Origin of the sequence: Pseudomonas piscis (assembly GCF_009380155.1) — a bacterium.
GTDB classification, from domain to species: Bacteria; Pseudomonadota; Gammaproteobacteria; order Pseudomonadales; family Pseudomonadaceae; genus Aquipseudomonas; species Aquipseudomonas piscis.
Map to the genome: position 1 here is coordinate 884,437 of NZ_WHUV01000002.1, position 26,673 is coordinate 911,109.

Genomic DNA, 26,673 nt, shown 5'->3' on the forward strand with positions numbered 1-26,673 from the left:
CAGGTGACATTTGCAGGTGATTTATTTAAATTAATTTTTAAAACATTATTTTAAATTGTGCAATCCTGAGTTTTCATCCACGGACGAAAGTCACCCCAAGCGTCAATACAATCGAGGTACACACAATGAATGCGTACTCGCCACCCGATGACCCCGAGGTCGTCGATATCGCCATCATCGGCGCCGGCTTCGCCGGACTGTGCATGGCGATCAAGCTCAAGCAAGCCGGCATCGAGGATTTCTTCGTCGCCGAACAGGCCGCCGCCCTGGGCGGCACCTGGCGCGACAACCACTACCCCGGCTGCGCCTGCGATGTGCAATCCCATGTCTATTCCTTCTCCTTCGCCCCCAATCCGAACTGGACCCGGCAATTCGCCCCGCAACCGGAAATCCGCGAATACCTGGAGAACTGCGCCCGGGATTTCGCCCTGGCCCCCTATCTGCGTTTCGACATGGCCCTTGAGCAGGCAGTCTTCGATGAGGATCGCGAGCGTTGGCAACTGCGCTTCAGCAATGGCCGCCGGGTCAGCGCACGGGTCCTGGTGTCCGGCATGGGCGGCCTGTCGCGCCCGTCGATCCCGGACATCCCTGGGCTGGAGAACTTCACCGGCAAGCGCTTCCACTCCCAGCAGTGGGACCACCGCTATTCTCTGCAAGGCAAGCGGGTGGCCGTGATCGGCACCGGGGCCAGCGCGATCCAGTTCGTACCCAAGATCGCCCCGCGGGTGGCCCAGCTCAAGCTGTTCCAGCGCACCCCGCCGTGGATCATGCCCAAGCCTGACCGGGAGCTCGGCGCCCTGGAGCGCTGGGCCTTCAAGCACCTGCCCTTCACCCAGCGCCTGGCGCGTTCAGCGCTGTACTGGGCCCTGGAAAGCCGGGTAATCGCCTTCGCCCGGCGACCCAGACTGATGAAGGTGGTGCAACGCGTAGCCCTGCGCCACTTGCGCAAGCAAGTGCCCGACCCATTGCTGCGCCAGCGCCTGACCCCCGACTACACCATCGGCTGCAAGCGCATCCTGATTTCCAACGACTACTACCCGGCGCTGTCCCGGGGCAACGTCGGCGTGGTCAGCGATGCCATCCAGCGGATCGAGGCCGATGCCGTGGTCACCGCCGACGGCAATCGCCATCCGGTGGACTGCATCATCTTCGGCACCGGCTTCCAGGCCACCGACCCGCTGCCCCATGGCCTGCTCTTCGGCCGTCGTGGCCAGGACGTGATGGACTACTGGTCCCGCGGGGCCCATGCCTACCTGGGCACCTGCCTGCCGGGCTTCCCCAACCTGTTCATGATCATCGGCCCCAACACCGGGCTGGGGCATAACTCGATGATCCTGATGATCGAGGCCCAGGTGGACTACATCCTCAAGGCCCTGGAACGGATGCGCCAGGAAGGCATCGGCACCCTTGAGGTCAAGGCCGACGTCGAGCGCCAGTACAACCAGCGCCTGCAGCAACGCCTGGCCGGGGCGATCTGGTCCACCGGCGGTTGCCGCAGCTGGTACCTGGACCCGCGCAGCGGGCAGAACACCACGCTCTGGCCCGGCTCCACCTTGAGCTTTCGCAAGGCCGTGCAGCACTTTGAGCTGCAGGACTACCTGGCCAGCCGCCTGCCGGCTGCCGCTGTCGCCAGCGCGCCGGTCGTCGCGCGCCCACTGAACCTGCAAGAGGCCGCCACCCATGAAGAACTTTAACGGTAAAGTCGCCGCCATCACCGGCGCCGCCTCAGGCATGGGCCGTGCCCTGGCCATAGCCCTGGCCCGGGAAGGCTGCCACCTGGCCCTGGCCGACAAGAACCCCCAGGGCCTGGCCCAGACCGTGGCCCAGGCCCGCGCCGCCACCTTGTTGCCGTTGCGCATCAGCAGCCAGGAACTGGACGTCGGCGACCGTGACGCGATGTTCGCCTGGGCTGCCGCCAGCGCCGCCGAGCATGGCCAGATCAACCTGATCTTCAACAACGCCGGCGTGGCCCTGTCGAGCACCGTCGAAGGCTCGAGCCTGGCGGACCTGGAGTGGATCGTCGACGTCAACTTCTGGGGCGTGGTGCACGGCACCCAGGCCTTCCTGCCCTACCTCAAGCAGGCGGGCGAAGGTCACATCATCAACACCTCCAGCGTGTTCGGGTTGTTCTCGCAACCGGGCATGAGCGGCTACAACGCCACCAAGTTCGCCGTGCGCGGCTTTACCGAGTCCCTGCGCCAGGAACTGGACCTGCAAGGCAACGGGGTCTCGGCCACCTGCGTGCATCCAGGCGGCATCCGTACCGAGATCGCTCGCACCAGCCGCATCAGCGACAACGTCAAGGGGTTCTTGATCGACAACGAACAACAGGCCCGCGACGACTTCGAGAAACTGTTCATCACCTCGGCAGAAACCGCGGCCAAGGTGATCCTGCTGGGCGTGCGCAAGAACAAGCGCCGGGTGCTGATCGGCCGCGATGCGCATTTTCTCGACCTGTTCATCCGCCTGCTGCCCAGCGCCTACCAGGCCCTGGTGGTGTGGGCCAGCCGGCGCATGGCGCCCAAGCCTGGCAAACAGCACGCACCAGTCTACGAACCCCAGGACGAGCGCGGCCTCTAGGCCGCCCTTGCCATGTCTAGAGGAGCGACAGCCATGCTGCCCATCCGCCGCGACATCAAGGTCGAACTGCCTGCCGAGCGCATCTGCGACTGGCATGAACAAGGCAGCCACGTGACCCATTTCTTCAATGCCCTGTCCCTGCTGTTTCCTTCCGGCGAGCTGTTCTTCATGGACAGCGTGCGCCACTACCGCGAGCGCATCCACGACCCCGAACTCAAGCGCCAGATCCAGGGTTTCATCGGCCAGGAGGCCATGCACAGCCGCGAACACCAGCACTACAACGACCTGCTGCAGGACGCCGGCTTGCCGGCCCACCTGCTGGACCGAAGGCTGCGGATGATCCTCGACTTCCAGAAGAAGCACTTCGCACCGGCGTTCAACCTGGCCCTGACCATCGCCCTGGAGCACTACACGGCGATCCTCGCCGACCTGCTGCTGCGCGACCCCAGCCGTTTCGGCGCTTCGGTCGAAGGCTACCGGCAGATGTGGCAATGGCACGCCCTGGAGGAAACCGAGCACAAGGCGGTGGCCTATGACGTGTGGAACACCGTGCTCAAGCCAGGGCCCAAGCGCTACCTGATCCGTACCGGCACCATGCTGTTCACCACCCTGACCTTCTGGCTGGTGGTGTTCGATTTCCATGTGCGCATGTTGATCGCCGATCGCAAGCGCGGCGGCCACTGGCGCGGAATGTGGCAGGTGATCAAGTACCTGTACGGCCCCAAGGGGGTGTTCCCACGGATCGCCCTGCCCTGGCTGCAGTACTTCAAGCCGGGTTTTCACCCCTGGGACCATGACAACCGCCACCAGCTGCAACGCATCGACGGCCTGGTGCAGGACATCCAGCAGACTCGCGCCGCAGCGACCAAGTGACGTGGGCCAACCACCCTCGATCGACAATCCGCCGGCAGCGCCCATGGCTGCCGGCACTCATCCGGCCAGCCGCCGGACAACCTTGATGCAAGGCACCGGCCGGCATCCAGCTACGCCCCGCCAGCCGCCTGCTAATCTGCAGCGGACCTTGTGTGCCGCGAGCCTGCGCCATGTTCCTGATCTTGCTGCCCCACCTGGGTTGCGACCCCACCGAAAGCAGCCTGCCCTGGCAGGCCGCCCGCGCCGCCGGCTTCGAGGCCTGCTTCGCCACGCCCCTGGGAATGCCGGCCTATGCCGATGCACGACTGGTAAGCATAGGTTTCGGCCCGCTAAATCCCGTGTTGATGACCCGTGCGGCAGATCTCGAGCACTACCGGCAGATGACCTGTGACCCGGCCTTTCGCAGCCCCCTGGGGTATGCCGAGGTCGACCCGCAGGCGTTCGAAGGGCTGCTGATCCCCGGCGGTCATGCCCGGGGCATGCGCAGCCTGCTGGAGTCGGCGCAGGTACGGCGAATCATCCTGGCGTTCTTCCAGGCCGACAGACCGGTGGCAGCGGTCTGCCATGGCCCCCTGGCCCTGGCCCGCTGCATCGATCCGCAAAGCGGACGCTCGGTGCTCTACGGACGCAAGGTCACCGCCTTGCTGGCCGGCCCCATGGAGCTGATGGCCTGGATCGTCACCGCGCCATGGCTGGGCCGCTACTACCGCACCTACGACCAATGCGTCGAGCAGGAGATCAAGGCGCTGCTGGCCAGCCCGGCGGACTTCCTGCGCGGCCCGCTGCTACCCCGGCGCGACTCGGCGGAGCATCCCGAGCGCGGTTTCGTGGTCCGTGACGGCAACCTGCTGACCGCCCGCTGGCCCGGGGATTGCCACCGTTTCGCCACCGAGTGGGTGACGCTGTTGCAGCAAGCGCGCGCGGCCGCGCCTCAGCCGCTGCAGGCCAGCCGCTGACCGGGCTTGAAGGCATGCCGATGGGCACTCCAGACCAGCACCAGCCCTACCACGGCCAGCGCCGCCATCGCCCAGGGGAACGACCCCGCACCATGGCGTTGCAGCAACAGGCCGCCCACCACACCGCCGCCGGCGATCCCCAGGTTGAAGATGGTCACCAGCATCGACTGGGCGACCTCGGCGCCCTCCCCGGCAGCATCCGCCACCGCCGTCTGCAGCAGGGTCGGCGCGCCCCCGAAGGTCAAGCCCCAGGCGACGATGGCCGGCCACACCAACCACGGCTGTTCGGCACCGATCCCCAGGAGTAACGACGCCAGGGCGAAGCCGGCCAGGCTGCACAGGGTCAGCCCGCGCAACCAGCGGTCCACCAGCAGCCCGGTGCCCCAGATGCCCAGCAGCGAGGCCAGGCCGAACAGCAGCAAAGCCCGGTCCAGGGCGCCGGCCAGCCCCAGGGATTCGAGGAATGGGGCGATGTAGGTGTAGAGAATGTTGTGGGCCAGGATCCAGGCGAAGATCACCAGCAGCGCCTGGACAATCCCCGGGGCCAGGAAAATCTCCAGCACCGGTTGGCGTCGTTCGGCCTGCTGGCCGGGATGATCGGGCACCGCCAGGCGTACCCAGACCCACAGTCCCAGGGCCAACAGCGACAAGCCCCAGAACACCAGTTGCCAGTCCATCCAGCTTCCCAGCCAGGTGCCCAGCGGCACGCCCAGGCACAGGGCCAGCGGCTGGCCCACCCCTACCACCGCCAGGGCCCGCCCCTGCAACGCCGGGACCACCAGGCGCCGAGCGTAACCGGCCAACAAACCCCAGATCAGCCCTGCGGCCATGCCGGCGGCGAACCGCACGGCCAGGGTCAAGCCGTAATGAGTCGAAAGCGCCGTGAGACTGTTGCACAGCAGCAAGCCGCCGATGGCCAGCAGTAGCAATGGTCGGCGCCGCCAGCTGCGGGTCGCGGCGATCAACGGAATGGCCGCCACCACCGAGCCCAGGGCATAGACGCTGATCAACTGCCCGGCCATGGCCGGGTCGATGGCCAGGCCAGTGCTGATCTGGGGCAGCAGCCCGGCAGGCAGGGTCTCGGTAACGATGGCGATGAAGCCGGCCAGGGTCAGGGCCAGCAGGCGCCAGACCGGCAGCCGGCTGGCAACGGCCGGTACAGGTGGGTGGATAGTCATCCGCAAGGTACTCACGCAAGAAGAGAACAAAGCGCCGCCAGGCACGGTCGGACCGCGCCTGTACACGCCCAGGATCGATTGGAGCAGCAGGCTCAGGCCAGGTAGGAGGCGGCCATGTCCTTGTCGCCGTGGCCCAGGTCCAGGTCCAGTGCACGCTGGAAACGCTGGATGCCGGCTTCGGCCAGGTCCACCCTGACCCCAGCCTGCTGCGCCGCGGCCACCATCAATTGGGCGTCCTTCAGGGCGTTGGCCAGGGTGAAGCTCGGACGGTAGTCGTCATTGAGCATGGCGGCGGTCTTGACCTGGAAATAACCGCTGTCCAGCGGACCACCCGTCACCAGCTCCACCACCAGCGCCGGATCCACTCCCAGCCCCTTGGCCAGGGCCAGGCTTTCCGCCGCACCGTGGGTCAAGGCCAGGACCCAGCTGTTGAGGGCCAACTTCAAGCGGCTGGCGCCGCCGGGCTGCTCACTGGCCCACAGCACCCGCTTGGCAATGGCATCGAACAGTGGCTGCAACTCGGCCCGGTGCGCCTCGGGCCCGGCCCCCAGCACCAGCAGTTGTCCCTGCTCCGCCGGTTGTCGGGTACCCAGTACCGGAGCGTCGTAGAACACCAGCTCCCGGGCCCGGGCAAACGCCTCCAGCTCGGCGCAGGCCTGGACGCCCACCGTGGCCATCTGCAGCCACAGCGTGCCCGGTTGCAAGGCACTGGCGGCCTGCTCCATGGCTGCCAGCACCGCCGGCCCGTCCTTGTGCAGGGTGATGATCACCTCGGCCCCGCCTACGGCTTCGCTCGCCTGCGTGCAAAACCGGACCCCATCGGCTGCCAGTGCCTGGGCCTTGTGCGGCGTGCGGTTCCAGGCCCGCACGGCAAACCCCTGGCGTTGCAGGTTGCGCGCCACCGCGGCGCCCATGATGCCGATACCCAGTACAGCCACGGAACGCAATTGCTTGGTCATCTTCGATTTCTCCGGTTTCAGCAAATTAATGGAATGATCATTCCAATACAGGGCAAAAAAACCGGCCATTCCACCGGATGGCCGATCGACAATCAGTCTTGCCCATGGTTCGCAGCCTGGTGAACTAGGCCAGGCTGGCCAAGGCTACCTCCACCACATCCAGCAGACGCCGACGGCGCTCCTGCGGCAAACTGCCCTTGCCCAGCACCCGCAGGCCCTGGACGGTGCATACCACGAAGCTGGCCAGCGCCCGGGGATCCTTGTGCGCAGCGACCTGCCCCTGCTCCTGGCCGCGGCGCAACAGCCGCTCCAGGGCCGCCTCGATACGCTGGAAGTTCTGCGCCACCAGTTGCGCCACCAGCGAATCCTGCCCGGCGACCTCGAGCGCGGCATTGGCCGCCAGGCAGCCCAGGCGCTGGTCGTCTTGCAGTTCGTTGTCGACGATCTTCATCAATAGGCGCCGGACCAACTCCGGGGCCGGGGCGTCTTCGGCCAGCAGCTCGACGTTGGCCGTGGTCAATTGCTGGTAGCGCTTGAGCGCGCAGGTGTACAGGCCGTGCTTGCTGTCGAAGGCGTTGTACAGGCTGCTGCGACTCAGGCCAGTGCCCTCCACCAGGTCCTGGATCGAGGTGGCGGCATACCCGCGCTGCCAGAACACCTGCATGGCCGCATCGGCGATCTGGTCGGGGTCGAACTCCTTGGGACGCACGGCAAGTACCTTTTCTGGAATGAACGTTCCACAATTTAGAGGTACAAGCGCTGTTCGTCAACCGCCCCGGAGAAGGCTCCAGGGCGGCGAGCTGGTTTCAAGCGTGGACCCAGCGCCGATGCAGGTCCCGGGCCAGGGCATCGAGGACAAAACCGAGGACGCCGATCAGCAGCACCATGGCCATCAGTTCCGAGTAGGCCAGGCGATCGCGGGTATCGAGGATGAAATACCCCAGGCCGGCACTGACCCCGAGCATCTCGCACGGCACCAGCACGATCCACAGGATGCCGATGGCCAGGCGCACGCCGGTCAGTACATGCCCCAGCACCCCCGGCAGGATCACCTTGCGCAGGGTTTCCCAGCGCGTGGCACTCAGGCTGCGGCTCAGTTGCAGCCAGCGCGGGTCCAGTTGCCGCACCCCGGCTGCGGTGTTGAGCAGGATCGGCCACAGGGCGGCGAAGGCCAGCAGGAAATAGATCGGCTGGTCGCCCACGCCCATCAGCATCACCACCACCGGCATCCAGGACAGCGGCGAGATCATCCGCAGGAACTGGAACGCCGGGGTGGTGGCCGCCTCCAGATGCCGATAGCTGCCCACCAGCAAGCCCAGGGGCACGCCGATCAACAGGGCCAGCAACAGTCCCACCAGGATCCGCTTGAGACTCACCCAGGCATGTTCGTACACCTGGGGTTGCCCAAGCAGCTCGAACAGGCTGGCGAACGTCGCCTCGGGAGAGAAGCGTGCCGCCAGTCCATCGTCACCCGCCAGGTGCACGCCCAGCCACCAGCCCAGCAACAGGCTCGCCAGCCCGGCCAGCCCCAGGCCCCAATGCCCCAGGGAGGAAGGTCGCTTGTCCATCAAGGGGCGAACTCCTCACTGCGCTCGAAGCTATCGGCCAGGCCGAAAGCCTTGAGCCCGCCGACGCTGGCGATGGCGTTGCGCACGAAGCGATCGTCCACCAGGTCCCGGGCAGTGTGCTGGGGGTCGAGAGCGGCAAGGAAACCCTTGTCGCCTTCGATCAAGGTGTCCTTCAGGCGCTTGACCAACTCCTCGGTGTAGCTGGGGAACGGATACGGCTGGAAGTCGATACGCTGCTCATCCCATTGGCCATTGCGGATCGCTCCACTGGCCAGGTAAGCCTCGCGGTCCGTGGCGGCTGGCGCCAACACCCGGTCCAGCACCTGGGGCGCGTGGGGGGTGTAGCGGTTGCTGCCGTCCTTGGACAGCAATCGGGCGGCTTCGGCGCGGTGGTCGCGGGTCCAGAGCTGGGCCTTGACGATGGCGTTGACCACCTTCTGCGACCACTCGGGACGGTTGTTCAAGTCTTGCTCGTGCATGAACACCACGCAGCAGGCGTGGTTGCGCCAGACATCACCGGTGAAGCGTTGTACCCGGCCGACCTTGAGTTCCTCGGCCAGGGCATTGAAGGGCTCGGCGACGATGTAGCCGGCAATGCGCTTGCTGGCCAGGGCCGGCGGCATGTCCGACGGCGGCAGCACTACCAGGTTGACCTCGTTGGCGCCCAGGGCGCTGCCTGCGGCCTTGCTCACCGGCACCAGGCCGTTGTCGCGCAGCAGCTGCTGCAGCACCACGTTGTGGATCGAGTACCAGAACGGAATCGCCAGGGACTGCCCCGCCAACTGCCGGACCTCGGTGATGCCGGGAGCCACGGTCAGGCCGGAACCGCCGACATGGTTCCAGGCCACCACCTTGGCCGGCACCTTGCTGCCGTAGCGGGCCCAGACGGTCATCGGCGACAGCAGGTGGATGACGTTGACCTGTCCGGAGATAAAGGCCTCGATCACTTGGGCCCAACTGCGTAACAGCACCGGACGCTCGGCCTTGATTCCCTCGGCCTCGAACAGGCCGTTGTTGTGGGCGACCAACAATGGCGTGGCATCGGTGATCGGCAGGTAGCCGATGCGTACCGGCGCATCCGGCTCCAGGGCCGCGCGAGCCTGCAGGCTGTTGAGCAGCGGCAAGGCGCCACCGGCGGTCAGTAGCGCGCTGAGCTTGAGGAAGTCACGACGCGTGTGGGTGAAGTCGTCCAGGCACATGGTCAATCTCCGACGGTGCAGGCAAAGGGGAAGTGAGAGGGTTGCGGCTCGCCCGCCGAAGGGTCTTGAGAATCTCGATGCGCAAGGCGCCCAGTTCCTCGATCCGTTCGGCGCGCGGAGCCGGCAGGTCGATACGCCACTGGCCGAGGATGTGCGCCGGGCTGTTACCCAGTAGCAGCACCCGGTCGGACAGCAGCAGGGCCTCATCGATATCGTGGGTGATCAGCAGCGCCGCAGTGCGGTGCTGGCCGATCACCTGGAGCAGCAGTTGCTGCATGTCGGCCCGGGTCACCTCGTCCAGGGCGCCGAAGGGCTCGTCCAGCAACAGCACCTGGGGTTGGCGGGCCAGGCAGCGGGCCAGCGCGGTACGCTGGGCCATGCCGCCCGACAACTGCGCCGGGTAGCGCTGGCGCGCATGTTCCAGGCCGACATCGGCGATGGCCTGGTCGATGCGCTCCTTGCGCTGGCGGGCACTCAGGTGCGGCTGGCGAGCGAAGTCCAGGCCAAAGGCGACGTTGTGTTCAAGGTTCAGCCAGGGCAGCAGGCTCGGGTCCTGGAAAGCCACCGCAACCCGTGGATGGGGGCCTTCCAGCACCTCGCCGGCCAGGCTCACCTGGCCCTTGTGCGGTGCCTGCAAACCGGCCAGGACCCGCAGCAGGCTGGATTTGCCGACGCCGCTGGGGCCCAGTACCGAGACCACTTCCCCGGCTTGCAACTGCAGGTCGAAGTCCTCCAGTACCGAGTGCCAGCCATCTGGCCCGTGGTACCCCAGGCTCACCTGCCGGGCGTTCAACAGGCCGCTCATGCAGCGTTCCGCGCCTGGCGTTGCAGCTCGGCGCGCAGTTGCACCAGGCTCGGGGTGACGATGGGCACGAACGCCGACTCACGCCAGCGCCGGGCGAAACCACTGCCGTGCTCGCACAGGTAGGCCTTGCCGCCACTGGCCTGCAGTTCCAGTTGCACGGCACTGGCAGTGACCTCGGCCAGGGCGATGCGCACCCGGAACAGCGCGGCTGGCTGGCTGAGGAAGCGTCCATCGAGCAGGCCGGCCTTGAGCTCCGTAACGCTCTGCTCCAGCGCCTGGCGCTGCTGCTGCAGAGGCTCCTGGAGTATCGAGCGCTCCCCCAGGTGGCTCTCGACTTCGGCCAGAGCCCGGCGCGCCAGGCCAATGGACAAGGCGCATTGCAAGCCGAGGAACCCAGGGCGCACCGCCGGCAGGAACACCCGGGCGTCGTCGTGCAGCAGCCATTCGCGAGTGAGCTGCACCTGCTCCAGGTCCAGGGCCGCGGTGTTGCTCGATTGCAGGCCCATCAGTTGCAGATCGTCGGAACGCTGCAGCCCCGGCAAGGCATCGGGGATCGCCAGGATCAAGGGCGCACCACCCTCCTCGCGTTCCACCGCCGCGGCCACCACGAACCCGCTCCTGCGCAGGTTGGTGACCCAGTGCAGGCGCCCGTTCAGGCTCCAGCCGTGTTCCTGGTCCCGGGCGCGGACCTGCAGGGCCTCGATTCCGGAAAGGTACTTCATGGCGTTGGACAGCCCAGTGGCACCGGCCAGCTCGCCACTGAGCAGCGCTGGCAACAGGCGCTCGCGCAGGGCCTGGTTGGGGCTGTGCAGCAAGTACTCGATGAAGGCCCGCTGGCCCCAGCAGACGAACGCTGCCGCCAGGGAATGACTGGCCACTTCGGCCATGGCCTCCAGGGTATCGGTCAGGTCGCCGCCGCTTCCCCCCAGGTCCTGGTCGATGCCGATTCGTAGCACGCCACCGGCCGCCAGCTGGGCGAGCACCGACTGCGGGTCGCATTGCCCCAGGTCCAGTGCCTGGGCCTGGGCATCCAGCCATTGACTTAATTGCGTATCGAGCATGTGATTTCTCCTTGAAAAAGGCGCCGCCAACCTGCCGGCGCCCTGGCTCATTGACCTTGCGCGGACCAGCGATACTTGGCCAGCTCGGGGTTCAGTTCAGTACCGGCGAACACGTTGGCGAAGTTGCACAGGGTCGCCAGGCTGATGCCCAGGATCACCTCCAGGGCATTGCCTTCGCTGTATCCTGCGGCCTTGAATTCGGCATAACGCTGGTCGCTGACCTTGCCCCGGGTGGCGATGACTTCCCGGGCGAAGGCCGCCAGGGCCTCCAGCCGGGCCTCGGGCAAGGTGCTCTGCTCACGCAGGGCGCTGACCACCGGATCGGCGAGTTTGGCCTTGTTCAGGGCCACGGCGGTATGACCTGCGACACAAAAATCGCAACCATGGGTGGTCGCGGCAATCAATTGCACCACTTCACGCTCGGCCAGGCTCAGTTCGGACTTGGCGTTGAGTCCCGAGACCGTGACATAGGTTTCCAGGGCAGCCGGGGCATTGGCCAGGATGCCCAGCAGGTTGGGAATGTAGCCTGAGTTCTTCTGGGCGTTTTCCAGGAATGGCCGGGCCGCTTCTGGAGCGCTGGACAAGGTGTGTAGAGTGACGCGGGACATGGAGTGGACTCCTGCTGTGTAGGTGTGCGTCAAGTCTGTTGGTTATAAGAATTCCGATCCATATTCTAAAGTAGCGATTACTTGCTCCTGAGTATTTCCCTTAGATGATTTCGTCGAACCCAATGGTTGATTGGTTATTAGAAGGCCTGGAGCTGGACGCCAGCCTGTTCCACGTCGGACGCTACTGCGGCGGCTGGCATGCCAGTACCCAGGGCCTGGCCCGGGCCAGTTTCCACCTGATCGTGCAGGGGCACTGCTGGCTGCATATCGACGGGCTGTCCCAGGCGGAGCGCCTGGAAGCTGGTGATGCGGTGTTCCTGTTGCAGGACCTGGACTACCGGTTGTCCAGCGCGCAGCAAGCTTCCCAGGCACAGCAGCTGCCACGCATGCCCATGGCCGCCCTGGACCTGGGCGCCCAGGATGGGGTCGGACTGGTGTGCGGTTTCTTTCACTTCAAGTCCGGGCTGTCGTCGCTGATCATCGAGGGCTTGCCCGGCTGGATCGTGCTGCGCGCCGGCGATCCATCGCTCGCCGCGGCCCGGGCCCTGTTCCAGCTGATTCTCGAGGAGTGCCGGCGCGACCCCGCACCATCCGCCGCCCTGCTGGAGCGCCTGAGCCACTTGCTGTTCCTGTATGTGCTGCGCCAGCAAGTCAATGATCGCCAAGACCTGGGTGGCCTGGTGGCGCTGGCCCGGCACCCGGCCTTCGCGCCGTTGCTCGAGCAGTTGATCCAGCATCCCGGCCAGCCCTGGCCCCTGGAAAGCATGGCGGCCCTCACCGGCCTCTCGCGCTCGGCGTTCTTCAAGCGCTTCAACGAGCTGGCCGGGCAGTCACCGGGGCAGGTACTGCTGGCCTTGCGCATGCGCCATGCCTGCCAGTTGCTCAAGGCCAACCAGACCGTTGAACAAGCCGGCGCCGCCGTCGGTTACCAGTCCATCGCCGCCTTCACCCGAGCCTTCACCAAGGCCGTGGGCCTGCAACCGGGGGCCTATCGCAAGCAGCATGAGGGACGCTGAGCCTCAGGAGCGGCTCGGGCACCCCAGCGTCCGTGGCTGGCGCAAGGCCAAGGCGCAACAGCAAGCCGCGACCAGGGTGATGGCGGCCATTACCTGCAGCAACTGGGCGAAAGCCTGGCTATAGAGCTGCCACAGCAAAGGCTGCGACAGCGCATCGGCCAACGTCGGCAGCACGGCCCCATCGCCCATGGCCAAGGCAGTGGCCGCAGCCGCCACGGCACTTGGGCCATATCCCGGCAAGCCGCTGGCCAACCCACCAGCGAGCAGGTCCTTGAGCAAGGCCAGGCCGGCCGCCACGCAGATCGCTTCTGCGCAGGCGCGCATGGTGGTGAAGATGCCCGTAGCCATCCCGGCCCGCTCCACCGGCACCACACTGACCGACAGATCATCCATCAGCCCCCAGGGCAGGCCGGTGCCGATGCCGATCACCAGCAGCGGCCAGAGCAGCGCCATGGCCGGCTGTCCCACCGGCACTTGGCTCAACCAGAGCAGGCCGCCGGCAGCGATCACCAGCCCCAGGCACGACAGGCTGGCCGCGCTGCACCAGCGAACCAGCAGGCCCGCCACGAACGGCACCACCGCCATCGGCGCCGACAAGGCGATCATCATCGCCCCGGCACGCCAGGGGCCCAGGCCTTCGATGCCGATCAGGCGCAATGGCAGGAGAATCAGCAGGACGATGAAGCAGACAGCGGTCGCCACCGGCAACAGCTGGATCCCGATGAATCTTCGGTAACCGAACAGGCTCAGGTCCAGCATTGGCCGCCGGTGCCGCAACTCGATGTGGATGAACAACCCCAGGCTCAGTGCTGCGCCCACCAGCAGGCCCAGGACCCGCAGGCTACCGAGGCCATCCTGGGGGATCTGCATGATGGCGAACGTGAGCAATACCAGGAATGTGCTGAAGGTGAAGATGCCTGGCTTGTCCAGTGCCTGGGCCCCGGGGTCGCGGCTCTCTTGCATACGCGGTACACCGAAGATCAGCACCGCGCCACCTATCACCGCACCCAGCAGGAAGATCGATTGCCAGCCCGCTAGCTGTACCAGGGCCCCGGCGATCACCGGCCCGGAGGCCAGGCCCAGGCCGAAGGCGCTGCCCAGCAGGCTGAAGGCCCGGGTCCGGGCCCGACCTTCGAACGCCTGGGCCAGGGCCGCAGCGCCGGCGGCCATGGCCAGGGCCGCCGCGAATCCTTGCAAGCCCCGCAACAGATCCAGCAGCCAGACCTCGCGGCAGAAGCCGATCAGCAGCGACAGCGCGGTGAAACCGGCCATGCCCAGGACGAAGATGCGCTTGCGCCCGTAGCGATCGGCCAGGGTTCCGGCCAGCATCACCGAACTGCCGAAGCTCAGGGCGAAGGCGTTGATCACCCAGGCCAGGGCCACCGGGCCGCCGCCCAGGGCATGCTCGATGGCGGGCAAGGCCATGGCCGGGCCGGTGTACTCCAGGGGCAGGATCAGGCCAGCGGCGCAGACGGCGAACAAGATCCAGTAACGATCGGTAGCAGTGGAAGAAGACATGGGGCCGGGCTCGAAATCCAATGAGCCTGCGATGCTATTGCTGCGCCTTGCGCATTGACATGACTGCAATATCAAAATCAAATTGCGTCATGCGCAAGAATCCAGACAACGCCGCATGGCGGGTATTTTTCCGGGTAGTGGAGCGCGGCAGCCTGACCCTGGCCGCCGAGGACCTGGCCCTGGAGCCCTCCTCGGTCAGCCGCCAGCTCACCGCCCTGGAACACCGGCTCAATACCCAGTTGCTCAATCGCAGCACCCGCAAGGTCAGCCTGACACCGGCCGGCACCCGGGCCTATGAACAGATGCGCCCGCTGCTGGAGGAGATGGACGCCTTGCTGGCCAGCCTCGACCAGGGCACTCCCGAGCTCTCTGGACGCCTGCGGGTCAGCGCCCCGGTGGCCCTGGGCGAACGTCATGTCAGTACCTGGCTAGCCGGGTTCCAGCGCCAGCATCCGGCCGTGGTCCTGGACCTGGTGCTGTCCGACCGGGCGCTGGACCTGATGGCCGAAGGCATCGATGTCGCGCTGCGGGTGGGCCACCTGCGGGCCTCGTCCCTGGTGGCCCGGCCCCTGGGGCGGTTGTCCCATGGTCTGTACGCCAGCCCTGACTATCTGCGAGTCCATGGCGCCCCACTCCAGCCAGCGGATCTGGGCGAACATCGGGCGCTGGTCTACTCCTGGATGACCGAGCAGAACCCGAGCCAGCTGCTGCTCAGCCAAGCCGGCGAGGTGGCGAAAGTGGAGCTCAAGGCCAGCTTCTTGCTCAACAGCCTCGGCGCCATCCACAGCGCCCTGCTGGCCGGCGCCGGACTGCACGCCGGGCCGGACTGGCTGCTGGCGCCGTCGGCACGCCGTGGAGAATTGGTGAAGCTCCTGCCCGACTGGCAGCTACCCGCCCTGCCGGTACACCTGGTACGCCTGCACAGCCGTTTCGTGCCCCAGCGCATCAGCGCCCTGTGCGATTGGCTGGAGCAATGCTGGCAGCAGTTGGAAGACTTGCGCTGAGCGTCAGTTCAGCGTCGATGAGCCAAGGACCTGACCAGGCGATCGCCGGCACTCTGCACCCCCTGGACCAGCAGCACCAGGATCACCACCGTGGCCACCATGACCTGGTTGTTGAAGCGTTGGTAACCGTAGCGGATCGCCAGGTCCCCCAGGCCCCCGCCACCAATGACCCCAGCCATGGAAGAAAAACCGATCAGCAGCACCAGGGTCAGGGTCAACCCGGCCAGCAGCGCCGGCAGGGCCTCGGGCAGCAGCACCTTGCCGATCACATGGCCGACATGCCCGCCCATGGCCAGCACCGCCTCGATCCGGCCCTTGTCCACCTCGTCCAGGGCGTTCTCGACGATCCGGGCAAAGAACGGGAAGGCGCCGATGGTGATCGGCACTACAGCGGCGGTGCTGCCCAAGGTGGTCCCCACCACCAGCCGGGTCAGGGGGATCAGGGCGATCAGCAGCACCACGAAGGGCAATGAGCGCCCCAGGTTGACCAACATCCCCAGCAAGCGATTGAGTCGCACCATGGGGAGCAGCCCGTCCTGGCGACTGACGAACAGCAAGATACCCAGGGGTAAACCGATCAGCACAGTGAACAGCGCGGCCAGCAGCACCATGTACAGGGTTTCGCCGGTGGCGTTGAGCAGCAGTTGCGCCAGTTCGGTCCCATCCAGTGCCAGGCTCATAGCCGCTCACTCCGCACGCCGCGCTGGGCCAAGGCGCCCAACAGCTGCTCGAAGCGGCCTGGGTCCGCAGCGCTGGCAGCGATGCGCAAGCGCCCTACCCGCTGACCAGCCACGGTCTCCACTCCGGCGGCCAGGACCTGCAGCTTCAGCGCCTGCTGTTGGCTCAACTGTTCCAGTAGCGGTGCGGCGCGCTGGTTATCGAAAAAGGTCAATTCGGCCTGCAGTTGCTCGCCTGCCACGGGCAGGTTGTAGCCCGGCAGCAGTGCCCGCCCGAGCGCGGACTGCGGATCCGCCAGCAGGCGCTCGATCGGCCCGCACTCGAGCAACTGCCCACCAGCCAGCGAGGCCGCGTGGCTGCAGATCGAGCGTACGACCTCCAGTTCATGGGTGATCAGCACTATGGTCAGCCCCAACTCACGGTTGATCCGTTGCAACAGCTGCAGGATCGAGGCCGTGGTTTCAGGGTCCAGGGCACTGGTAGCCTCGTCCGAGAGCAGGTAGCGCGGACCGGCCGCCAGGGCGCGGGCGATGCCTACCCGTTGCTTCTGGCCACCGGACAACTGCCCGGGAAACGCCAGGGCCTTGTCGCCCAGCCCCACCAGTTCCAGCAGTTCCAGGACCCGGGCGCGGCGTTGCGCCTTGGCCAGGCCGGCGATCTCCAGCGGTACCGCGACGTTATCCAGCACCGTGCGCGAATGCAGCAGGTTGAAGCCCTGGAAGATCATGCCGATGCGCCGGCGCTGGCGACGCAACTCGGCCCCGGACAGGCAGCCCAGGTCCTGGCCATCCACCAGCACCCGCCCGCTGCTGGGGCGCTCCAGCAGGTTCAGGCAGCGCAACAGGGTGGACTTGCCCGCGCCGCTGCGGCCGAGGATGCCGTAGATCGCCCCGTCGGGAATCTCCAGCGATACCTGCTGCAAGGCCGCCGGCTGGCCGTCACCGTAGCTCTTGCCCAGTTGCTGGACCTGGATCATGGCTGCTGGCCCGCGACCGGGAGTACCGAGCCAGCGAAGGTCCGGGTGATGAAGCCGGCCACTTCGGGCGACGCCAGGTCCTTGGCCAGTTGGCGAATACGGGGATCGTCCTTGAGTTCGAGCGTGGTCACCAGGATGTTGGCATAGGGGTTGTGCTCGGCCTGCTCCAGGCCCAGGGCATCCTTGGCCGGCACCAGCCCGGCCTCCAGGGCATAGTTGCCGTTGATCACCGCCAGGTCCACGTCCTCCAGGGCCCGGGGAATCTGCGGCGACTCGATCTCGAGGATCTTCAGGCGCCGGGGGTTCTCGGCAATGTCCTTGGGAGTCGCCTGGTCGCGGGCCGGATCACTGAAGCCGGACTTGAGGCGGATCAACCCATGGTCCTGCAACAGGTACAGGGCGCGGCTGAGGTTGGTGACGTTGTTGGGCACCGCCACCGTACCGCCCTGGGGCACCTGGTCGAAAGCCTGGTGCCGCCGGGAATAGATGCCCAAGGGTTCGATATGCACGCTGGCCGCCACGGCGAACGGCTGCCCGAGGGCCTGCTCCTGAGACTTGAGGTATGGCAGGTGCTGGAAGTAGTTGGCGTCCACGTCGCCATGGGCCAGCAGCTCATTGGAATTCACACCATTGGGAATCTCGATCACCTTGAGCTCCAACTGGGGGTCGAGCTTTTGCACATAGGCCAGGATCTGGGCGTGGGGCACCGGGTCGGCGGCGACTCGCAACGGTTGCGCGGCGGCGCCCAAGGGGCCGAGCCCGATCAGCAACGCCAGGGCGGACAGATAGGTCTTCTGCATGGGCAATGTCCTTGATCGACGAAAGGGTCAGGCACTCGCGGCCTTGGGCACCAGGGCATCGGCATAGAAGCGCCGGGCCACATCCGGATGCGAACGCAGGCGGCCCTTGAGGTAGTTCCAGCCAACTTCTCGAAACAGCGGGTTGTGCGGGTCGCTGGCCGGGCCGCGGGCCTCGTCTCGCAGCGCTGCGGGCAATGGATACAGCGGCACTCGGGCATCCAGCTGGGCGCCGAGGAAAAACGCCAGGGACAGCCGCTCGCGCCCCGCCGGTGGCGACAGTACCCGGTGCACGGTAGCCCGCAGGTAGCCATGGGTGGCCAGCTCCAGCAGCTCGCCGATGTTCACCACCAGGGTGCCTTCCCGTGGCGGGGCGTCGATCCAGCGGTCCTCCTGCACTTGCACTTGCAAGCCTGCCTGCTGGTCCTGCAACAGGAAGCTGAGGAACCCCGAGTCCTTGTGCGCCCCGACGCCCTGGTTGCTCTGCCCGGGCACCTGGCCCGGATAGCGGATCAGCTTGATATGTTCGTTGGGACGCTCCCCGTACAACTCATCGAACGCCGCTTCCGGTAACGACAACGCCTGGGCGAAGGCGCGCAGCAGGCGCAGGGACATGCCGGTCATCGCCTGCTGCCACTGAAGCAGCAGCGGCTTGAATTCAGGCAACGGCCCAGGCCACTGGTTGGGTCCTTGCAGGCGGGCCCAGGCTGGACTGTACGGTTCAAGGTCCAGGGCCGGGCGCTCGGCCCCCAGGTCGAACTGTTCGCGCAGGTCCGGCTGGCCACGGGTGATTTCCGACGCCGCGCGGGTGTAGCCACGAAAGTGCGGCGAGTGGATCATGTCTACCGCAGCCTTGTCGGCCTCGGGCAAGGCGAAAAAGGCCCTGGCCTGGTCCTGCACCCGACGCAACAGCTGGCCATCGATGCCATGCCCGCTGAGGTAGAAAAAGCCGACATCCCGCGCCGCCTGGCGCAGGCCGTCGAGAAAGGCCTGGCGCGGTTCGGGCGCGGCGTCCAACTGGGCCAGATCCAGGACAGGTAATGCAGTGATATCCAGCGAATGCGACATGTTTCACTCCCCTGTGAATGACCATCTCCGAAGAGCGATGGCTCAGAGCTTGGCGAGGGAAACCTCGGTGGACTTGACGAAGGCGATCACTTCGCTGCCGACCTTGAGCTCCAGGTCACGCACCGAACGCGTGGTGATCACCGAAGTGACGATGCCCGAAGCAGTCTGCACATCGATTTCCGAAACCACCTGGCCCTGGTGGATCTCCTTGATCACGCCCTTGAACTGATTGCGTACGTTGATCGCTTGAATGGTCATGCGGGCACATCCTCTGTTGGCACCGGACTCAGGAGTTGAGCGGCTGGCGATTAACATGCACCTTCGATCAAAGCCTTAAAAGGAATAAATAATTAGAACTTTATTCTTTTTAGAGATATGCGAGTTTCCACCGTCTTGCTTTCATTCCCACGCCTTCGGTGCTTGACCGGCACTGGACGCTTTGTTTCCCTGTGCCCTTCCCTCATCGATCCACAGATGCCAGGAGATAGTCATGCGCAGGTTGCAGCTCGCGGGTATGCAGGTTCCAGTCATTGGTCAAGGCACCTGGCGAATGGGCGAGGATCCTCGGCAACGAGACCGGGAAGTCGCAGCATTGCGCTGCGGACTCGACCTCGGGTTGAGCTTGATCGATACCGCCGAGATGTACGGCGAAGGCGGCGCCGAGGAAGTGGTCGGCCGAGCCATTGCCGGACGGCGCGACGAAGTATTTCTGGTCAGCAAGGCCTATCCCCACAACGCCGGCCGCAAGAGCCTGCCCCAGGCCTGCGAACGCAGCTTGCAGCGCCTGAATACCGAGGTCATCGACCTGTATCTGCTGCACTGGCGTGGCCAGTATCCGCTGGAGGAAACGGTCGCGGCCTTCGAGCGCTTGCGCCAGGACGGCAAGATCCGCCGCTGGGGCGTCTCCAACTTCGATGTGGCGGACCTGGACGAGCTCGATACGCCGGCCTGCGCCACCAACCAGGTGCTGTACAACCTGGAGTCCCGGGGGATCGAGTTCGACCTGTTGCCAACCTGCCAGCGACTGGGAATGCCGCTCATGGCCTACTGCCCGATCGGCCAGGGCGGCGCCTTGCTGGCCGAACCGGTGCTGCTACAAGTGGCACGGCGCCATGGCGTTACGCCAGCCCAGGTGGCCCTGGCCTGGCTGTTGCGCCAGGACGGCGTACTGGCCATTCCCAAGGCCGTACATCCTGAACACGTACGCCTCAATGCCGAGGCTGGCGAGCTGCAACTGCAACCCCAGGATGTGCAGGAGCTGGACCGGGTGTTTCCGCCCCCCGCTCGCAAGCAGCGCCTGGGGATGGTCTGAGACATGTCCGAACCCAAGCCCAGGCTAGACTCCAATTGAACGATCCACGCCCGCCGTGACACCAGGTGGGCTATGGCGTTGTGCTCGGAAAAATCTAATTTGCCGCTGATGATTTAAGAATTGTCTGATCCCGGCCTGTCATGCCCACAATTACAGTTGGCGCATGAGATTAAAAAGCTATCTACATCAGATCAATCCTCTCTTTTCCTCTCCCGAAGCAGCCCGCCGGCTGCTTCGCGTCGTTGCGCTGATTTTCCTGATCGTCCTGCTGGGCGCCGTCTACAACTTCCTGCGCTCGACCCTCAACAATGAGTTGTCTCAGCGTCGCGGCTACATGAGCAGTGCCATCACCGAAGCCCAGGCATTCTTCACCACCCGTGAAGCCCTGCTGGAAAGCCTCAGCCTGGCCACCGTGTACCAACCCCTGCCGATCACCGCCGACCTCACGCCAAGCAACGACTCCTCCGAAGAGATCCACCTGCGCCTGGGCTCCCATGGCGAACAACAGTGGGGCATCTGGCTCACCCAGCGCATGCGCGACCATCTCAAGCACAAGCAACTGACGCTGTTGTACGTCCAGGCAGGGCCACAGCCCGAAGTCCAGCAGTTGTTCAGCCCCCATCACGAAACCGCCAATCTGCCCCGCCCCCTGCTTGCAAGGTTGTCCAGCCTGACGCCCGACGAAGTGCCCATGGGCGATGAGCTGTGGCTGACGGATCATTCTTCCGGGGCTGCCCGGCTATACATCTTCACCCGCCTCGACGAACGCTTCGCCGACTCCGGCTGGCTGGGCCTGGAAATGGACAGTAGTAGCGTCTCCGAGGCCCTGCAGAACCAGGACGCCGGTGACTTCATGATGTTCAGTTCCTTGGGCGGACTGCTCCTGAGCAGCACTCCCGACCTCCAGCTGATCGAGGCTGTGCAGCGGGTCAAGGGTGAAAGCTTCTTCGGTTTCCTGGGCGGCCGCTGGTGGCCCGACCACGTGGTGATCCGCAAGCAACTCGGCACTTCCGATTGGCAGTTGGTGTACTCCTTCGACCTGTACACCCTGCTCAAGACCCTGTTGCCACAACTGCTCGCCGCGTTGCTGATCAGCCTCCTCGGCATGGCCCTGATCGGCTTGCTGACCCACTGGATCGAGATACGTCTGATAGCCCCAGCCATGCATCGGCTCCAGGCGCTGATCGAAAGCGAGGCGTTCAGCCGCGACGTGGTCCAGATCGCCCCCGTGGCCCTGTGCGTATTGCGCCGCAGCGATGGCCAGGTAGTGCTGGAAAATGCCCTGTCCCAGCAGTGGTTGGGCTACGGCAGCGAACGCGAGCAATTGTGCGCCAGCTGGATCGGCCGGGCGTTCGACGCCAATCGCTCCGATGGCTCGGACTACTTCGAGACTGCCGCTGGCCGCCACCTCTATCTCTGTTCGGCGCCCACCCGCTACAAGGGCGAAGACGTGCTGTTCTGCGCTTTCAGCGACATCACGGCGCGCAAGCAGATCGAGGCCACCCTGGAAGAAGCCAAGCGCCTGGCCGATACCGCCAACGAAGCCAAGACCCTGTTCCTGGCCACCATGAGCCACGAGATCCGCACGCCCCTGTATGGAGTCCTCGGGACCCTGGAGCTGCTGGCGCGTACCCGCCTTGACGAGCAACAACGGGATTACCTGCGGGCCATCGAAGGCTCCTCCGGTACCCTGCTGCAACTGATCTGCGACGTACTCGACGTATCCAAGATCGAGGCCGGGCAACTAGCCTTGGAACTCAGCGAGTTCAATACGCTGGAGTTGGTGCACGAGCTCATCCAGAGCTATGCCGCAGCCGCCCGGGCCAAGGGCCTGCAACTCTATGCCTGTGTCGACCCGCAATTGCCGGAGGCACTCCTGGGCGATGTCACGCGGATTCGCCAGATCCTCAGCAACCTGTTGAACAACGCGGTCAAGTTCACCGATTCGGGACGCATCGTCCTGCGGGTCAGGGGCGGCCTCCACGACGGCCAGCAGCGCTACTTCGCCTGGCAAGTGTCCGACACCGGCCGGGGCATCTCCCGAGACGACCAGGCGCTGATCTTCGAGCCCTTCTACCAAACCGAAGGCAACACCAACGTCATCGCCGGTACCGGCCTGGGCCTGCCTATCTGCCAGCGCCTGACCCTGCTGATGGGTGGCACCTTGCGCATGGTGAGTGAACCGGGGCTGGGCAGTAGCTTCAGCCTCACCCTGCCACTGGAAGCTGGCAGCACCACGCCACGGCTCGTGCTCGCCTGCCCAACGCCTGCACGGATGATCCACGTGGTATCACCGATACGCGAACTGGCCGAATCGGTGACCGGCTGGTTACGTCGCTGGGGCGCGCGGGCCCAGGTCGGCCTGTCGGGCCGCAGTAGCCATGACAGCGACAGCGTCCTGATCGAAGTACACCCCGGCATCATGGAGCAGCGACTGGAGCCCGGCTGGACCGGACCATTGGTACTGGCCAGCGGTGACGGGCACCACGCAACACGCACCCATGATGGTATTTGGCAGGTCAACAGCAACAACCTGCGGGCGATCCACCAGGCCGTCAGCCAGGCCCTGGGAACCTGGCTGAGTGAGGATGAAGAACACCATGAGAGCCGTGAGCTGAAGAGACTCAGCCTGCATGTACTGGTGGTCGAGGACAACTTGATCAACCAATTGATCCTCAAGGACCAGCTGGAAGAACTGGGCTGCAGCGTAGAGCAGGCAGCCAATGGCGAAGAAGCGCTAGGCATCTGGGAGAACGGAGACTTCGACATGGTGCTGACCGATGTGAACATGCCCAGGCTCAACGGCTACCAGTTGGCCAGGGAGCTGCGTCGCCGCGGTTGCTCGATACCCATCATCGGGGCGACGGCCAACGCCATGCGCGGCGAAGAACAATCGTGCCTAGACGCCGGGATGAATCACTGCCTGGTCAAACCCTTCGCCTTGAGGGCGTTGTTCAACTACCTGGCGTTGTATGAAAAAACCGCCCATGAAGCCCCGAAGCATTTCGATCGCCGAAAGTCCACGACTCCCGGGGGGCGACACTCTGGTGCCCCACCACCCGGGGACGACCCCCGACGCACCAAGCCGACCTTGAGCCGAACGCTTGCCCCGCGACCGGGCGCAGGCTGATTCGCAGGGGCTCGGCCAGCGGGCCGGTCCATCCGACATCGATCCCCCCGCCCACTGTCCCGGCCTTCTGCGGGACGTAGAACCGTATTCAAAGAAACAGCCCCGTCATCGGGTCTTAGCCATGTGCTCGGTATATCAGTGATGAAGTACACCCCCCTCTTCCTGGAGTACCTGGTTCGCTACCAGGCGCGACTGAACCTGGGCCTGTTGATCCTGTTGGGACTGGCCCTGCCATGCAGCACTCTGGGCTGGGTAGCGATGCGCCTGGCGGAGCGACAGTCCGACCACCTGCGGGTGCATTTCACTCGGTTGATGGAAAATATCCAGGAACAGGAACTGTTCCTCAAACATGCAGCGAGCCTGGCCCCAGCCAGCTCTCATTTGGGCAATACCCGCTATCCACTGCCACTGCATCCTGCCTCCGGGTCCCTGGCCCATGACAATTGCAATGACCGGCAACTACCGGGCTCCCTGGTCCTGGATCGCCCCCTGATCGCCAATGACCTGCCGCATCTGCTCATGGTGGGCATGCATCTGTCGACGCTCTATCGCAGCTTCTGGTCGGACTCTCGCCACAGCCCTCCCAGGGTGCTGCTGCTCAATGCCTGCGGCGGTCTCGACCTGGCTACCCTCGCACCCCGCACCCGATCCGGCACGCTTGAATCCCGTGATGATGCCGGCGGTCCGTCGCTACCAGAGCTACGCCTGGCGCTACTGAAGCAGCAACGCCTCGCCCCGCATCAGGTTAACTGGCAACTCTATTCTCAGTCCGGCTCGAACGGCAGCGGTGCTCAACTGCTGGCCCATACCACCCTGCGCTTGGCTCCGACACAGCTACAAGTGATTGGAGCCGACGGCTGGATGAAGATGGTCTCGCTGCTGGCGCTGGACGAAGCCGGCAAACAGGAAGGCCTGCTGGCTGCGCCAGTCTATGACGACTTCACCCTGATCGACCCGGCTGGCACCCTATTGGCCGGCTCCCGAGGATCGGCAACGACCCTGCACGAGGGTCTGAACTTCGGCCACCAAGGCATCACCCTGAAGCTCACCAGTCACACCCCGCCCCTCTGGACCGGGCTCTACGGCATCAGCTACCGCAAGCTCTACGGGCAAGCGCCATGGGTCACGGCCAGCCTGCTGGGATTGATACTGGCAGCTGTCGCCTGGGGTTGGGTGGCCAGCCGCTGGCAACGCAACCGCAAACCGGTCGCGATGCACACGCCCCACGAGCAGGTAGTGGAAAGCGAGGCCTTCAGCCGCACCATCATCGAGACCGTCCCCACGGGCCTGTGTGTAGTGCGCCGCGAAGACTTCAAGCTCCTGCTGGAAAATCCCCACGCCCGACAAGGAGCAGGCAGCAGCGGCCTGCTATCGATACTGGAGCAGGACCCGCACCGTATCGACAACGGCGAGTCTTGCCTGACCGTCGGCGGACGCCACTTGCAGGTGAAGTTCGTCGCGACCCGCTACCAGGACCAGGAGGCGGTGCTCTGCGCCTTCAACGACATCACCCGGCAGGTTGAAAACAGCCGCGCGCTGAGGCAGGCCAGGCTTGCTGCCGACCTGGCCTGCGAAGCCAGGGCCCGGTTCCTGGCGATCATGAGCCACCGGCTGCGAACGCCGCTGTATGCAGCATTGGGGACCCTCGAGCTGCTCGGCCTGACCCCATTGGACCCACGCCAGACCGACTATCTGCGCACCAGCCAGCGTTGCTCGAATGCCCTGCTCCAATTGATCAGCAACATCCTCGACATCTCTCGGGTCGAGGCCGGGCATATCAGCATCGCTGCGGTGGAGTTCTGTCCGCTGGACATGGCAGAGGCAGCCCTGCAGGAGTTCGCGGCCGCCGCCCAGCAGCGGGGCCTGCTGCTCTACGCCTCCATCGACCCCAAACTGCCGGACCTGCTGCGGGGAGACGCCCGGCGGATCCGCCAGATACTCGACAACCTGCTGGGCAATGCCATCAAGTTCACCGACAGCGGCCGGGTGGTGTTGCGCCTCCGGCTACTGGAATCGGTTGGACAGCGAGCCTGCATCGAATGGCAGGTCACCGATACCGGCATCGGCATCCCCCCCGCGGATCAGGCACGGTTGTTCGATCTGCATCAGCAGTTGGGCGATACCTCCAGTCGTGCCGGCTTGGGCCTGCCCCTCTGCCAGCAGCTCTGCACCCTGATGGGTGGACGATTGCAGGTCACCAGCGAACCTGGCTTGGGCAGCAGTTTTTCCCTGCGTCTGGAATTGCCGCACCTTCCCGGCTCCTCGCCAAGGCTGAAGCCTCTTGCGGAAGGGCCACCCGTGCACGTCCGGGCACCGGTACCGGAGCTGCTGAAAAACACCTGCGACTGGCTCAACCGCCTGGGCATCCAGGCCTCGCCGGCACCTGCCGACTGGGGCCAGCAGCCCCAGCAGCGGGTACTGGTCGACTTGCTACCCAAAACGACCCTGTGCTCCTGGCCAGGACCACGGGTCAGCGCGCTATGCGCCCCATCCCCGGAGCAACAACCCCAGGACCAGGAATGGATAGTCAGCGCCTACGATATCCGGGCCATCGCCGAGGCGGCCTCCCAGGCCCGTCAAGGGCGACAGTCTGCCGTGGCGCCACCGGCCGATGGCACCAGGAGCCCGCTGCTCCTGCACGTACTGGTGGCCGAGGATAACCCTCTCAACCAGGCCATCATCCAGGAGCAGCTACAGGCCCTGGGCTGTCGCGCGACCCTGGCGGCCGATGGCGAACAAGCCCTGCAGCACTGGCAACCACAGCTGTTCGACCTGGTACTGGCGGACCTGGACATGCCGCTCATGGACGGTTACGAACTGGCCAGGCAGCTGCGCCAGCGCGATCCTCGACTACCGATCATCGGCATCACAGCCAATGCCCTGCGTGAGGAGCGCAGTCGTTGTCTCGCCGCCGGGATGAACGCCTGGATCGTCAAGCCCATGGACCTGCAGCACCTGTGGCGGCAACTGTCACAGCTCTGCCCGCCCACGGCCGGAACGCTTGCGCCTGCGCCTGCGTCACAGCCGTCCCACCCCAGCGAACCCGAGCACCCACATTTCCCCCAGCTCTCCCCGAGGATGCGTCCGTTGTTCGTCCAGACCATGAATCACGACCTGCAACGTCTGGATCAAACGCTCGCAAGCACCGACCTGCAAAGTGCCGCCGAACGCCTGCACAGCATCGCCGGAGCCCTGGGCGCAGTGCAGGCCCCGGCCCTGGCCAGGGCCTGTGCCGAGATGGAGTGTCGCCTGCAGGACGGGCCATGGAGCTCATCCCTGGAGCAGCAGGTCCGGCAACTGATGCAGCGGTTGTCCGAACTGCTGGCATTTCTTGAATAACCAGTGGCGGTGATTGCATATGCCGCCCGCCCTACGTTCACCCAGCCG

23 protein-coding genes are annotated in these 26,673 nt (G+C 65.4%); 9 read left to right on the forward strand and 14 right to left on the reverse strand.

Going from position 1 to position 26,673, the window contains the following annotated elements; genetic code table 11:
* The first annotated feature begins 125 nt into the window (after positions 1–125).
* The 4 genes from GDH07_RS14060 (at position 126) to GDH07_RS14075 (ending at position 4,409) form a co-directional block, all read left to right on the forward strand.
* Entirely contained in the window at positions 126–1,694 is a 1,569-nt protein-coding gene (locus GDH07_RS14060) for a flavin-containing monooxygenase (protein ID WP_022644323.1), read from the forward strand.
* On the forward strand, positions 1,681–2,580 hold the full coding sequence (locus GDH07_RS14065) for an SDR family NAD(P)-dependent oxidoreductase (RefSeq protein WP_022644322.1): 900 nt from the start codon (positions 1,681–1,683) through the stop codon (positions 2,578–2,580). Before GDH07_RS14060 ends, GDH07_RS14065 begins: the two co-directional genes overlap by 14 nt.
* 33 nt (positions 2,581–2,613) lie before the next feature.
* Positions 2,614–3,453, forward strand: a complete 840-nt coding sequence (locus GDH07_RS14070; RefSeq protein ID WP_022644321.1) for a metal-dependent hydrolase — start codon at positions 2,614–2,616, stop codon at positions 3,451–3,453.
* Positions 3,454–3,623: 170 nt separating this feature from the next.
* Positions 3,624–4,409: a DJ-1/PfpI family protein gene (locus GDH07_RS14075; RefSeq protein WP_152897934.1), complete on the forward strand. Its 786-nt coding sequence runs from the start codon at positions 3,624–3,626 to the stop codon at positions 4,407–4,409.
* On the opposite strand, the gene GDH07_RS14080 is transcribed toward GDH07_RS14075, so the two are convergent.
* The 8 genes from GDH07_RS14080 to GDH07_RS14115 form a co-directional block, all read right to left on the reverse strand.
* Positions 4,385–5,587, reverse strand: coding sequence for an MFS transporter (locus GDH07_RS14080; protein WP_152897935.1), 1,203 nt, complete (start codon positions 5,585–5,587; stop codon positions 4,385–4,387). The two genes, GDH07_RS14075 and GDH07_RS14080, sit on opposite strands and share 25 nt — an antisense overlap.
* Positions 5,588–5,679: 92 nt before the next feature.
* On the reverse strand, positions 5,680–6,546 hold the full coding sequence (locus GDH07_RS14085) for an NAD(P)-dependent oxidoreductase (RefSeq protein ID WP_152897936.1): 867 nt from the start codon (positions 6,544–6,546) through the stop codon (positions 5,680–5,682).
* 124 nt (positions 6,547–6,670) lie between these two features.
* The gene (locus tag GDH07_RS32765) at positions 6,671–7,255 is read right to left on the reverse strand and encodes a TetR/AcrR family transcriptional regulator (RefSeq protein ID WP_022644316.1); all 585 of its coding nucleotides are present in this window, start codon (positions 7,253–7,255) and stop codon (positions 6,671–6,673) included.
* A gap of 97 nt (positions 7,256–7,352) precedes the next feature.
* Positions 7,353–8,114 (reverse strand): ABC transporter permease, encoded by a 762-nt coding sequence (locus GDH07_RS14095; RefSeq protein ID WP_085597782.1) that lies wholly within the window; start codon positions 8,112–8,114, stop codon positions 7,353–7,355.
* On the reverse strand, positions 8,114–9,313 hold the full coding sequence (locus tag GDH07_RS14100; RefSeq protein WP_053129501.1) for an ABC transporter substrate-binding protein: 1,200 nt from the start codon (positions 9,311–9,313) through the stop codon (positions 8,114–8,116). The genes GDH07_RS14095 and GDH07_RS14100 overlap by 1 nt, the downstream gene beginning before the upstream one ends.
* Positions 9,279–10,118, reverse strand: coding sequence for an ABC transporter ATP-binding protein (locus GDH07_RS14105; RefSeq protein WP_022644313.1), 840 nt, complete (start codon positions 10,116–10,118; stop codon positions 9,279–9,281). Before GDH07_RS14105 ends, GDH07_RS14100 begins: the two co-directional genes overlap by 35 nt.
* Positions 10,115–11,179, reverse strand: a complete 1,065-nt coding sequence (locus tag GDH07_RS14110) for an acyl-CoA dehydrogenase family protein (protein ID WP_152897937.1) — start codon at positions 11,177–11,179, stop codon at positions 10,115–10,117. Before GDH07_RS14110 ends, GDH07_RS14105 begins: the two co-directional genes overlap by 4 nt.
* Before the next feature lie 47 nt (positions 11,180–11,226).
* Complete coding sequence (locus GDH07_RS14115) at positions 11,227–11,787, reverse strand: carboxymuconolactone decarboxylase family protein (protein ID WP_022644311.1); 561 nt, start codon at positions 11,785–11,787, stop codon at positions 11,227–11,229.
* A gap of 104 nt (positions 11,788–11,891) precedes the next feature.
* Between GDH07_RS14115 and GDH07_RS14120 the strand changes: the two genes are divergently transcribed.
* Entirely contained in the window at positions 11,892–12,803 is a 912-nt protein-coding gene (locus tag GDH07_RS14120) for an AraC family transcriptional regulator (protein ID WP_053129489.1), read from the forward strand.
* 3 nt (positions 12,804–12,806) lie between these two features.
* On the opposite strand, the gene GDH07_RS14125 is transcribed toward GDH07_RS14120, so the two are convergent.
* Complete coding sequence (locus GDH07_RS14125) at positions 12,807–14,321, reverse strand: MFS transporter (RefSeq protein WP_152897938.1); 1,515 nt, start codon at positions 14,319–14,321, stop codon at positions 12,807–12,809.
* Between the two features lie 89 nt (positions 14,322–14,410).
* On the opposite strand from GDH07_RS14125, the gene GDH07_RS14130 reads away from it, so the two are divergent.
* Positions 14,411–15,325 (forward strand): LysR family transcriptional regulator, encoded by a 915-nt coding sequence (locus GDH07_RS14130; RefSeq protein ID WP_152897939.1) that lies wholly within the window; start codon positions 14,411–14,413, stop codon positions 15,323–15,325.
* Positions 15,326–15,333: 8 nt separating this feature from the next.
* Here the strand turns inward: GDH07_RS14130 and GDH07_RS14135 are convergent, their stop codons facing one another.
* Genes GDH07_RS14135 through GDH07_RS14155 form a run of 5 tightly spaced genes read right to left on the reverse strand, consistent with a single transcriptional unit; the run spans position 15,334 to position 19,102 of the window.
* The gene (locus GDH07_RS14135; RefSeq protein WP_053129481.1) at positions 15,334–16,005 is read right to left on the reverse strand and encodes a methionine ABC transporter permease; all 672 of its coding nucleotides are present in this window, start codon (positions 16,003–16,005) and stop codon (positions 15,334–15,336) included.
* Positions 16,002–16,979: a methionine ABC transporter ATP-binding protein gene (locus GDH07_RS14140; protein WP_152897940.1), complete on the reverse strand. Its 978-nt coding sequence runs from the start codon at positions 16,977–16,979 to the stop codon at positions 16,002–16,004. Before GDH07_RS14140 ends, GDH07_RS14135 begins: the two co-directional genes overlap by 4 nt.
* Positions 16,976–17,779, reverse strand: a complete 804-nt coding sequence (locus GDH07_RS14145; protein WP_152897941.1) for a MetQ/NlpA family ABC transporter substrate-binding protein — start codon at positions 17,777–17,779, stop codon at positions 16,976–16,978. The genes GDH07_RS14140 and GDH07_RS14145 overlap by 4 nt, the downstream gene beginning before the upstream one ends.
* 27 nt (positions 17,780–17,806) lie before the next feature.
* Positions 17,807–18,844 carry an isopenicillin N synthase family dioxygenase gene (locus tag GDH07_RS14150; RefSeq protein WP_152897942.1) on the reverse strand — a complete coding sequence of 346 codons (1,038 nt, stop codon included), beginning with the start codon at positions 18,842–18,844 and terminating at the stop codon, positions 17,807–17,809.
* Positions 18,845–18,886: 42 nt separating this feature from the next.
* Positions 18,887–19,102: a TOBE domain-containing protein gene (locus GDH07_RS14155; protein WP_022638908.1), complete on the reverse strand. Its 216-nt coding sequence runs from the start codon at positions 19,100–19,102 to the stop codon at positions 18,887–18,889.
* 232 nt (positions 19,103–19,334) lie between these two features.
* Between GDH07_RS14155 and GDH07_RS14160 the strand changes: the two genes are divergently transcribed.
* The 3 genes from GDH07_RS14160 to GDH07_RS14170 all read left to right on the forward strand — a co-directional run bounded on the left by GDH07_RS14160 (position 19,335) and on the right by GDH07_RS14170 (position 26,625).
* The gene (locus tag GDH07_RS14160; protein ID WP_152897943.1) at positions 19,335–20,156 is read left to right on the forward strand and encodes an aldo/keto reductase; all 822 of its coding nucleotides are present in this window, start codon (positions 19,335–19,337) and stop codon (positions 20,154–20,156) included.
* A gap of 163 nt (positions 20,157–20,319) precedes the next feature.
* Positions 20,320–23,286 (forward strand): ATP-binding protein, encoded by a 2,967-nt coding sequence (locus tag GDH07_RS14165; RefSeq protein ID WP_152897944.1) that lies wholly within the window; start codon positions 20,320–20,322, stop codon positions 23,284–23,286.
* Positions 23,287–23,427: 141 nt separating this feature from the next.
* Complete coding sequence (locus tag GDH07_RS14170; RefSeq protein ID WP_152897945.1) at positions 23,428–26,625, forward strand: hybrid sensor histidine kinase/response regulator; 3,198 nt, start codon at positions 23,428–23,430, stop codon at positions 26,623–26,625.
* Positions 26,626–26,673 lie beyond the last annotated feature (48 nt).

Coding starts and splice junctions, on each gene's coding strand:
- GDH07_RS14060 (WP_022644323.1), top strand. CDS start 126: ATGAATGCGTACTCGCCACCCGATGACCCCGAGGTCGTCGATATCGCC.
- GDH07_RS14065 (WP_022644322.1), top strand. CDS start 1,681: ATGAAGAACTTTAACGGTAAAGTCGCCGCCATCACCGGCGCCGCCTCA.
- GDH07_RS14070 (WP_022644321.1), top strand. CDS start 2,614: ATGCTGCCCATCCGCCGCGACATCAAGGTCGAACTGCCTGCCGAGCGC.
- GDH07_RS14075 (WP_152897934.1), top strand. CDS start 3,624: ATGTTCCTGATCTTGCTGCCCCACCTGGGTTGCGACCCCACCGAAAGC.
- GDH07_RS14080 (WP_152897935.1), bottom strand. CDS start 5,587: ATGACTATCCACCCACCTGTACCGGCCGTTGCCAGCCGGCTGCCGGTC.
- GDH07_RS14085 (WP_152897936.1), bottom strand. CDS start 6,546: ATGACCAAGCAATTGCGTTCCGTGGCTGTACTGGGTATCGGCATCATG.
- GDH07_RS14095 (WP_085597782.1), bottom strand. CDS start 8,114: ATGGACAAGCGACCTTCCTCCCTGGGGCATTGGGGCCTGGGGCTGGCC.
- GDH07_RS14100 (WP_053129501.1), bottom strand. CDS start 9,313: ATGTGCCTGGACGACTTCACCCACACGCGTCGTGACTTCCTCAAGCTC.
- GDH07_RS14105 (WP_022644313.1), bottom strand. CDS start 10,118: ATGAGCGGCCTGTTGAACGCCCGGCAGGTGAGCCTGGGGTACCACGGG.
- GDH07_RS14110 (WP_152897937.1), bottom strand. CDS start 11,179: ATGCTCGATACGCAATTAAGTCAATGGCTGGATGCCCAGGCCCAGGCA.
- GDH07_RS14115 (WP_022644311.1), bottom strand. CDS start 11,787: ATGTCCCGCGTCACTCTACACACCTTGTCCAGCGCTCCAGAAGCGGCC.
- GDH07_RS14120 (WP_053129489.1), top strand. CDS start 11,892: ATGATTTCGTCGAACCCAATGGTTGATTGGTTATTAGAAGGCCTGGAG.
- GDH07_RS14125 (WP_152897938.1), bottom strand. CDS start 14,321: ATGTCTTCTTCCACTGCTACCGATCGTTACTGGATCTTGTTCGCCGTC.
- GDH07_RS14130 (WP_152897939.1), top strand. CDS start 14,411: ATGCGCAAGAATCCAGACAACGCCGCATGGCGGGTATTTTTCCGGGTA.
- GDH07_RS14135 (WP_053129481.1), bottom strand. CDS start 16,005: ATGAGCCTGGCACTGGATGGGACCGAACTGGCGCAACTGCTGCTCAAC.
- GDH07_RS14140 (WP_152897940.1), bottom strand. CDS start 16,979: ATGATCCAGGTCCAGCAACTGGGCAAGAGCTACGGTGACGGCCAGCCG.
- GDH07_RS14145 (WP_152897941.1), bottom strand. CDS start 17,779: ATGCAGAAGACCTATCTGTCCGCCCTGGCGTTGCTGATCGGGCTCGGC.
- GDH07_RS14150 (WP_152897942.1), bottom strand. CDS start 18,844: ATGTCGCATTCGCTGGATATCACTGCATTACCTGTCCTGGATCTGGCC.
- GDH07_RS14155 (WP_022638908.1), bottom strand. CDS start 19,102: ATGACCATTCAAGCGATCAACGTACGCAATCAGTTCAAGGGCGTGATC.
- GDH07_RS14160 (WP_152897943.1), top strand. CDS start 19,335: ATGCGCAGGTTGCAGCTCGCGGGTATGCAGGTTCCAGTCATTGGTCAA.
- GDH07_RS14165 (WP_152897944.1), top strand. CDS start 20,320: ATGAGATTAAAAAGCTATCTACATCAGATCAATCCTCTCTTTTCCTCT.
- GDH07_RS14170 (WP_152897945.1), top strand. CDS start 23,428: ATGAAGTACACCCCCCTCTTCCTGGAGTACCTGGTTCGCTACCAGGCG.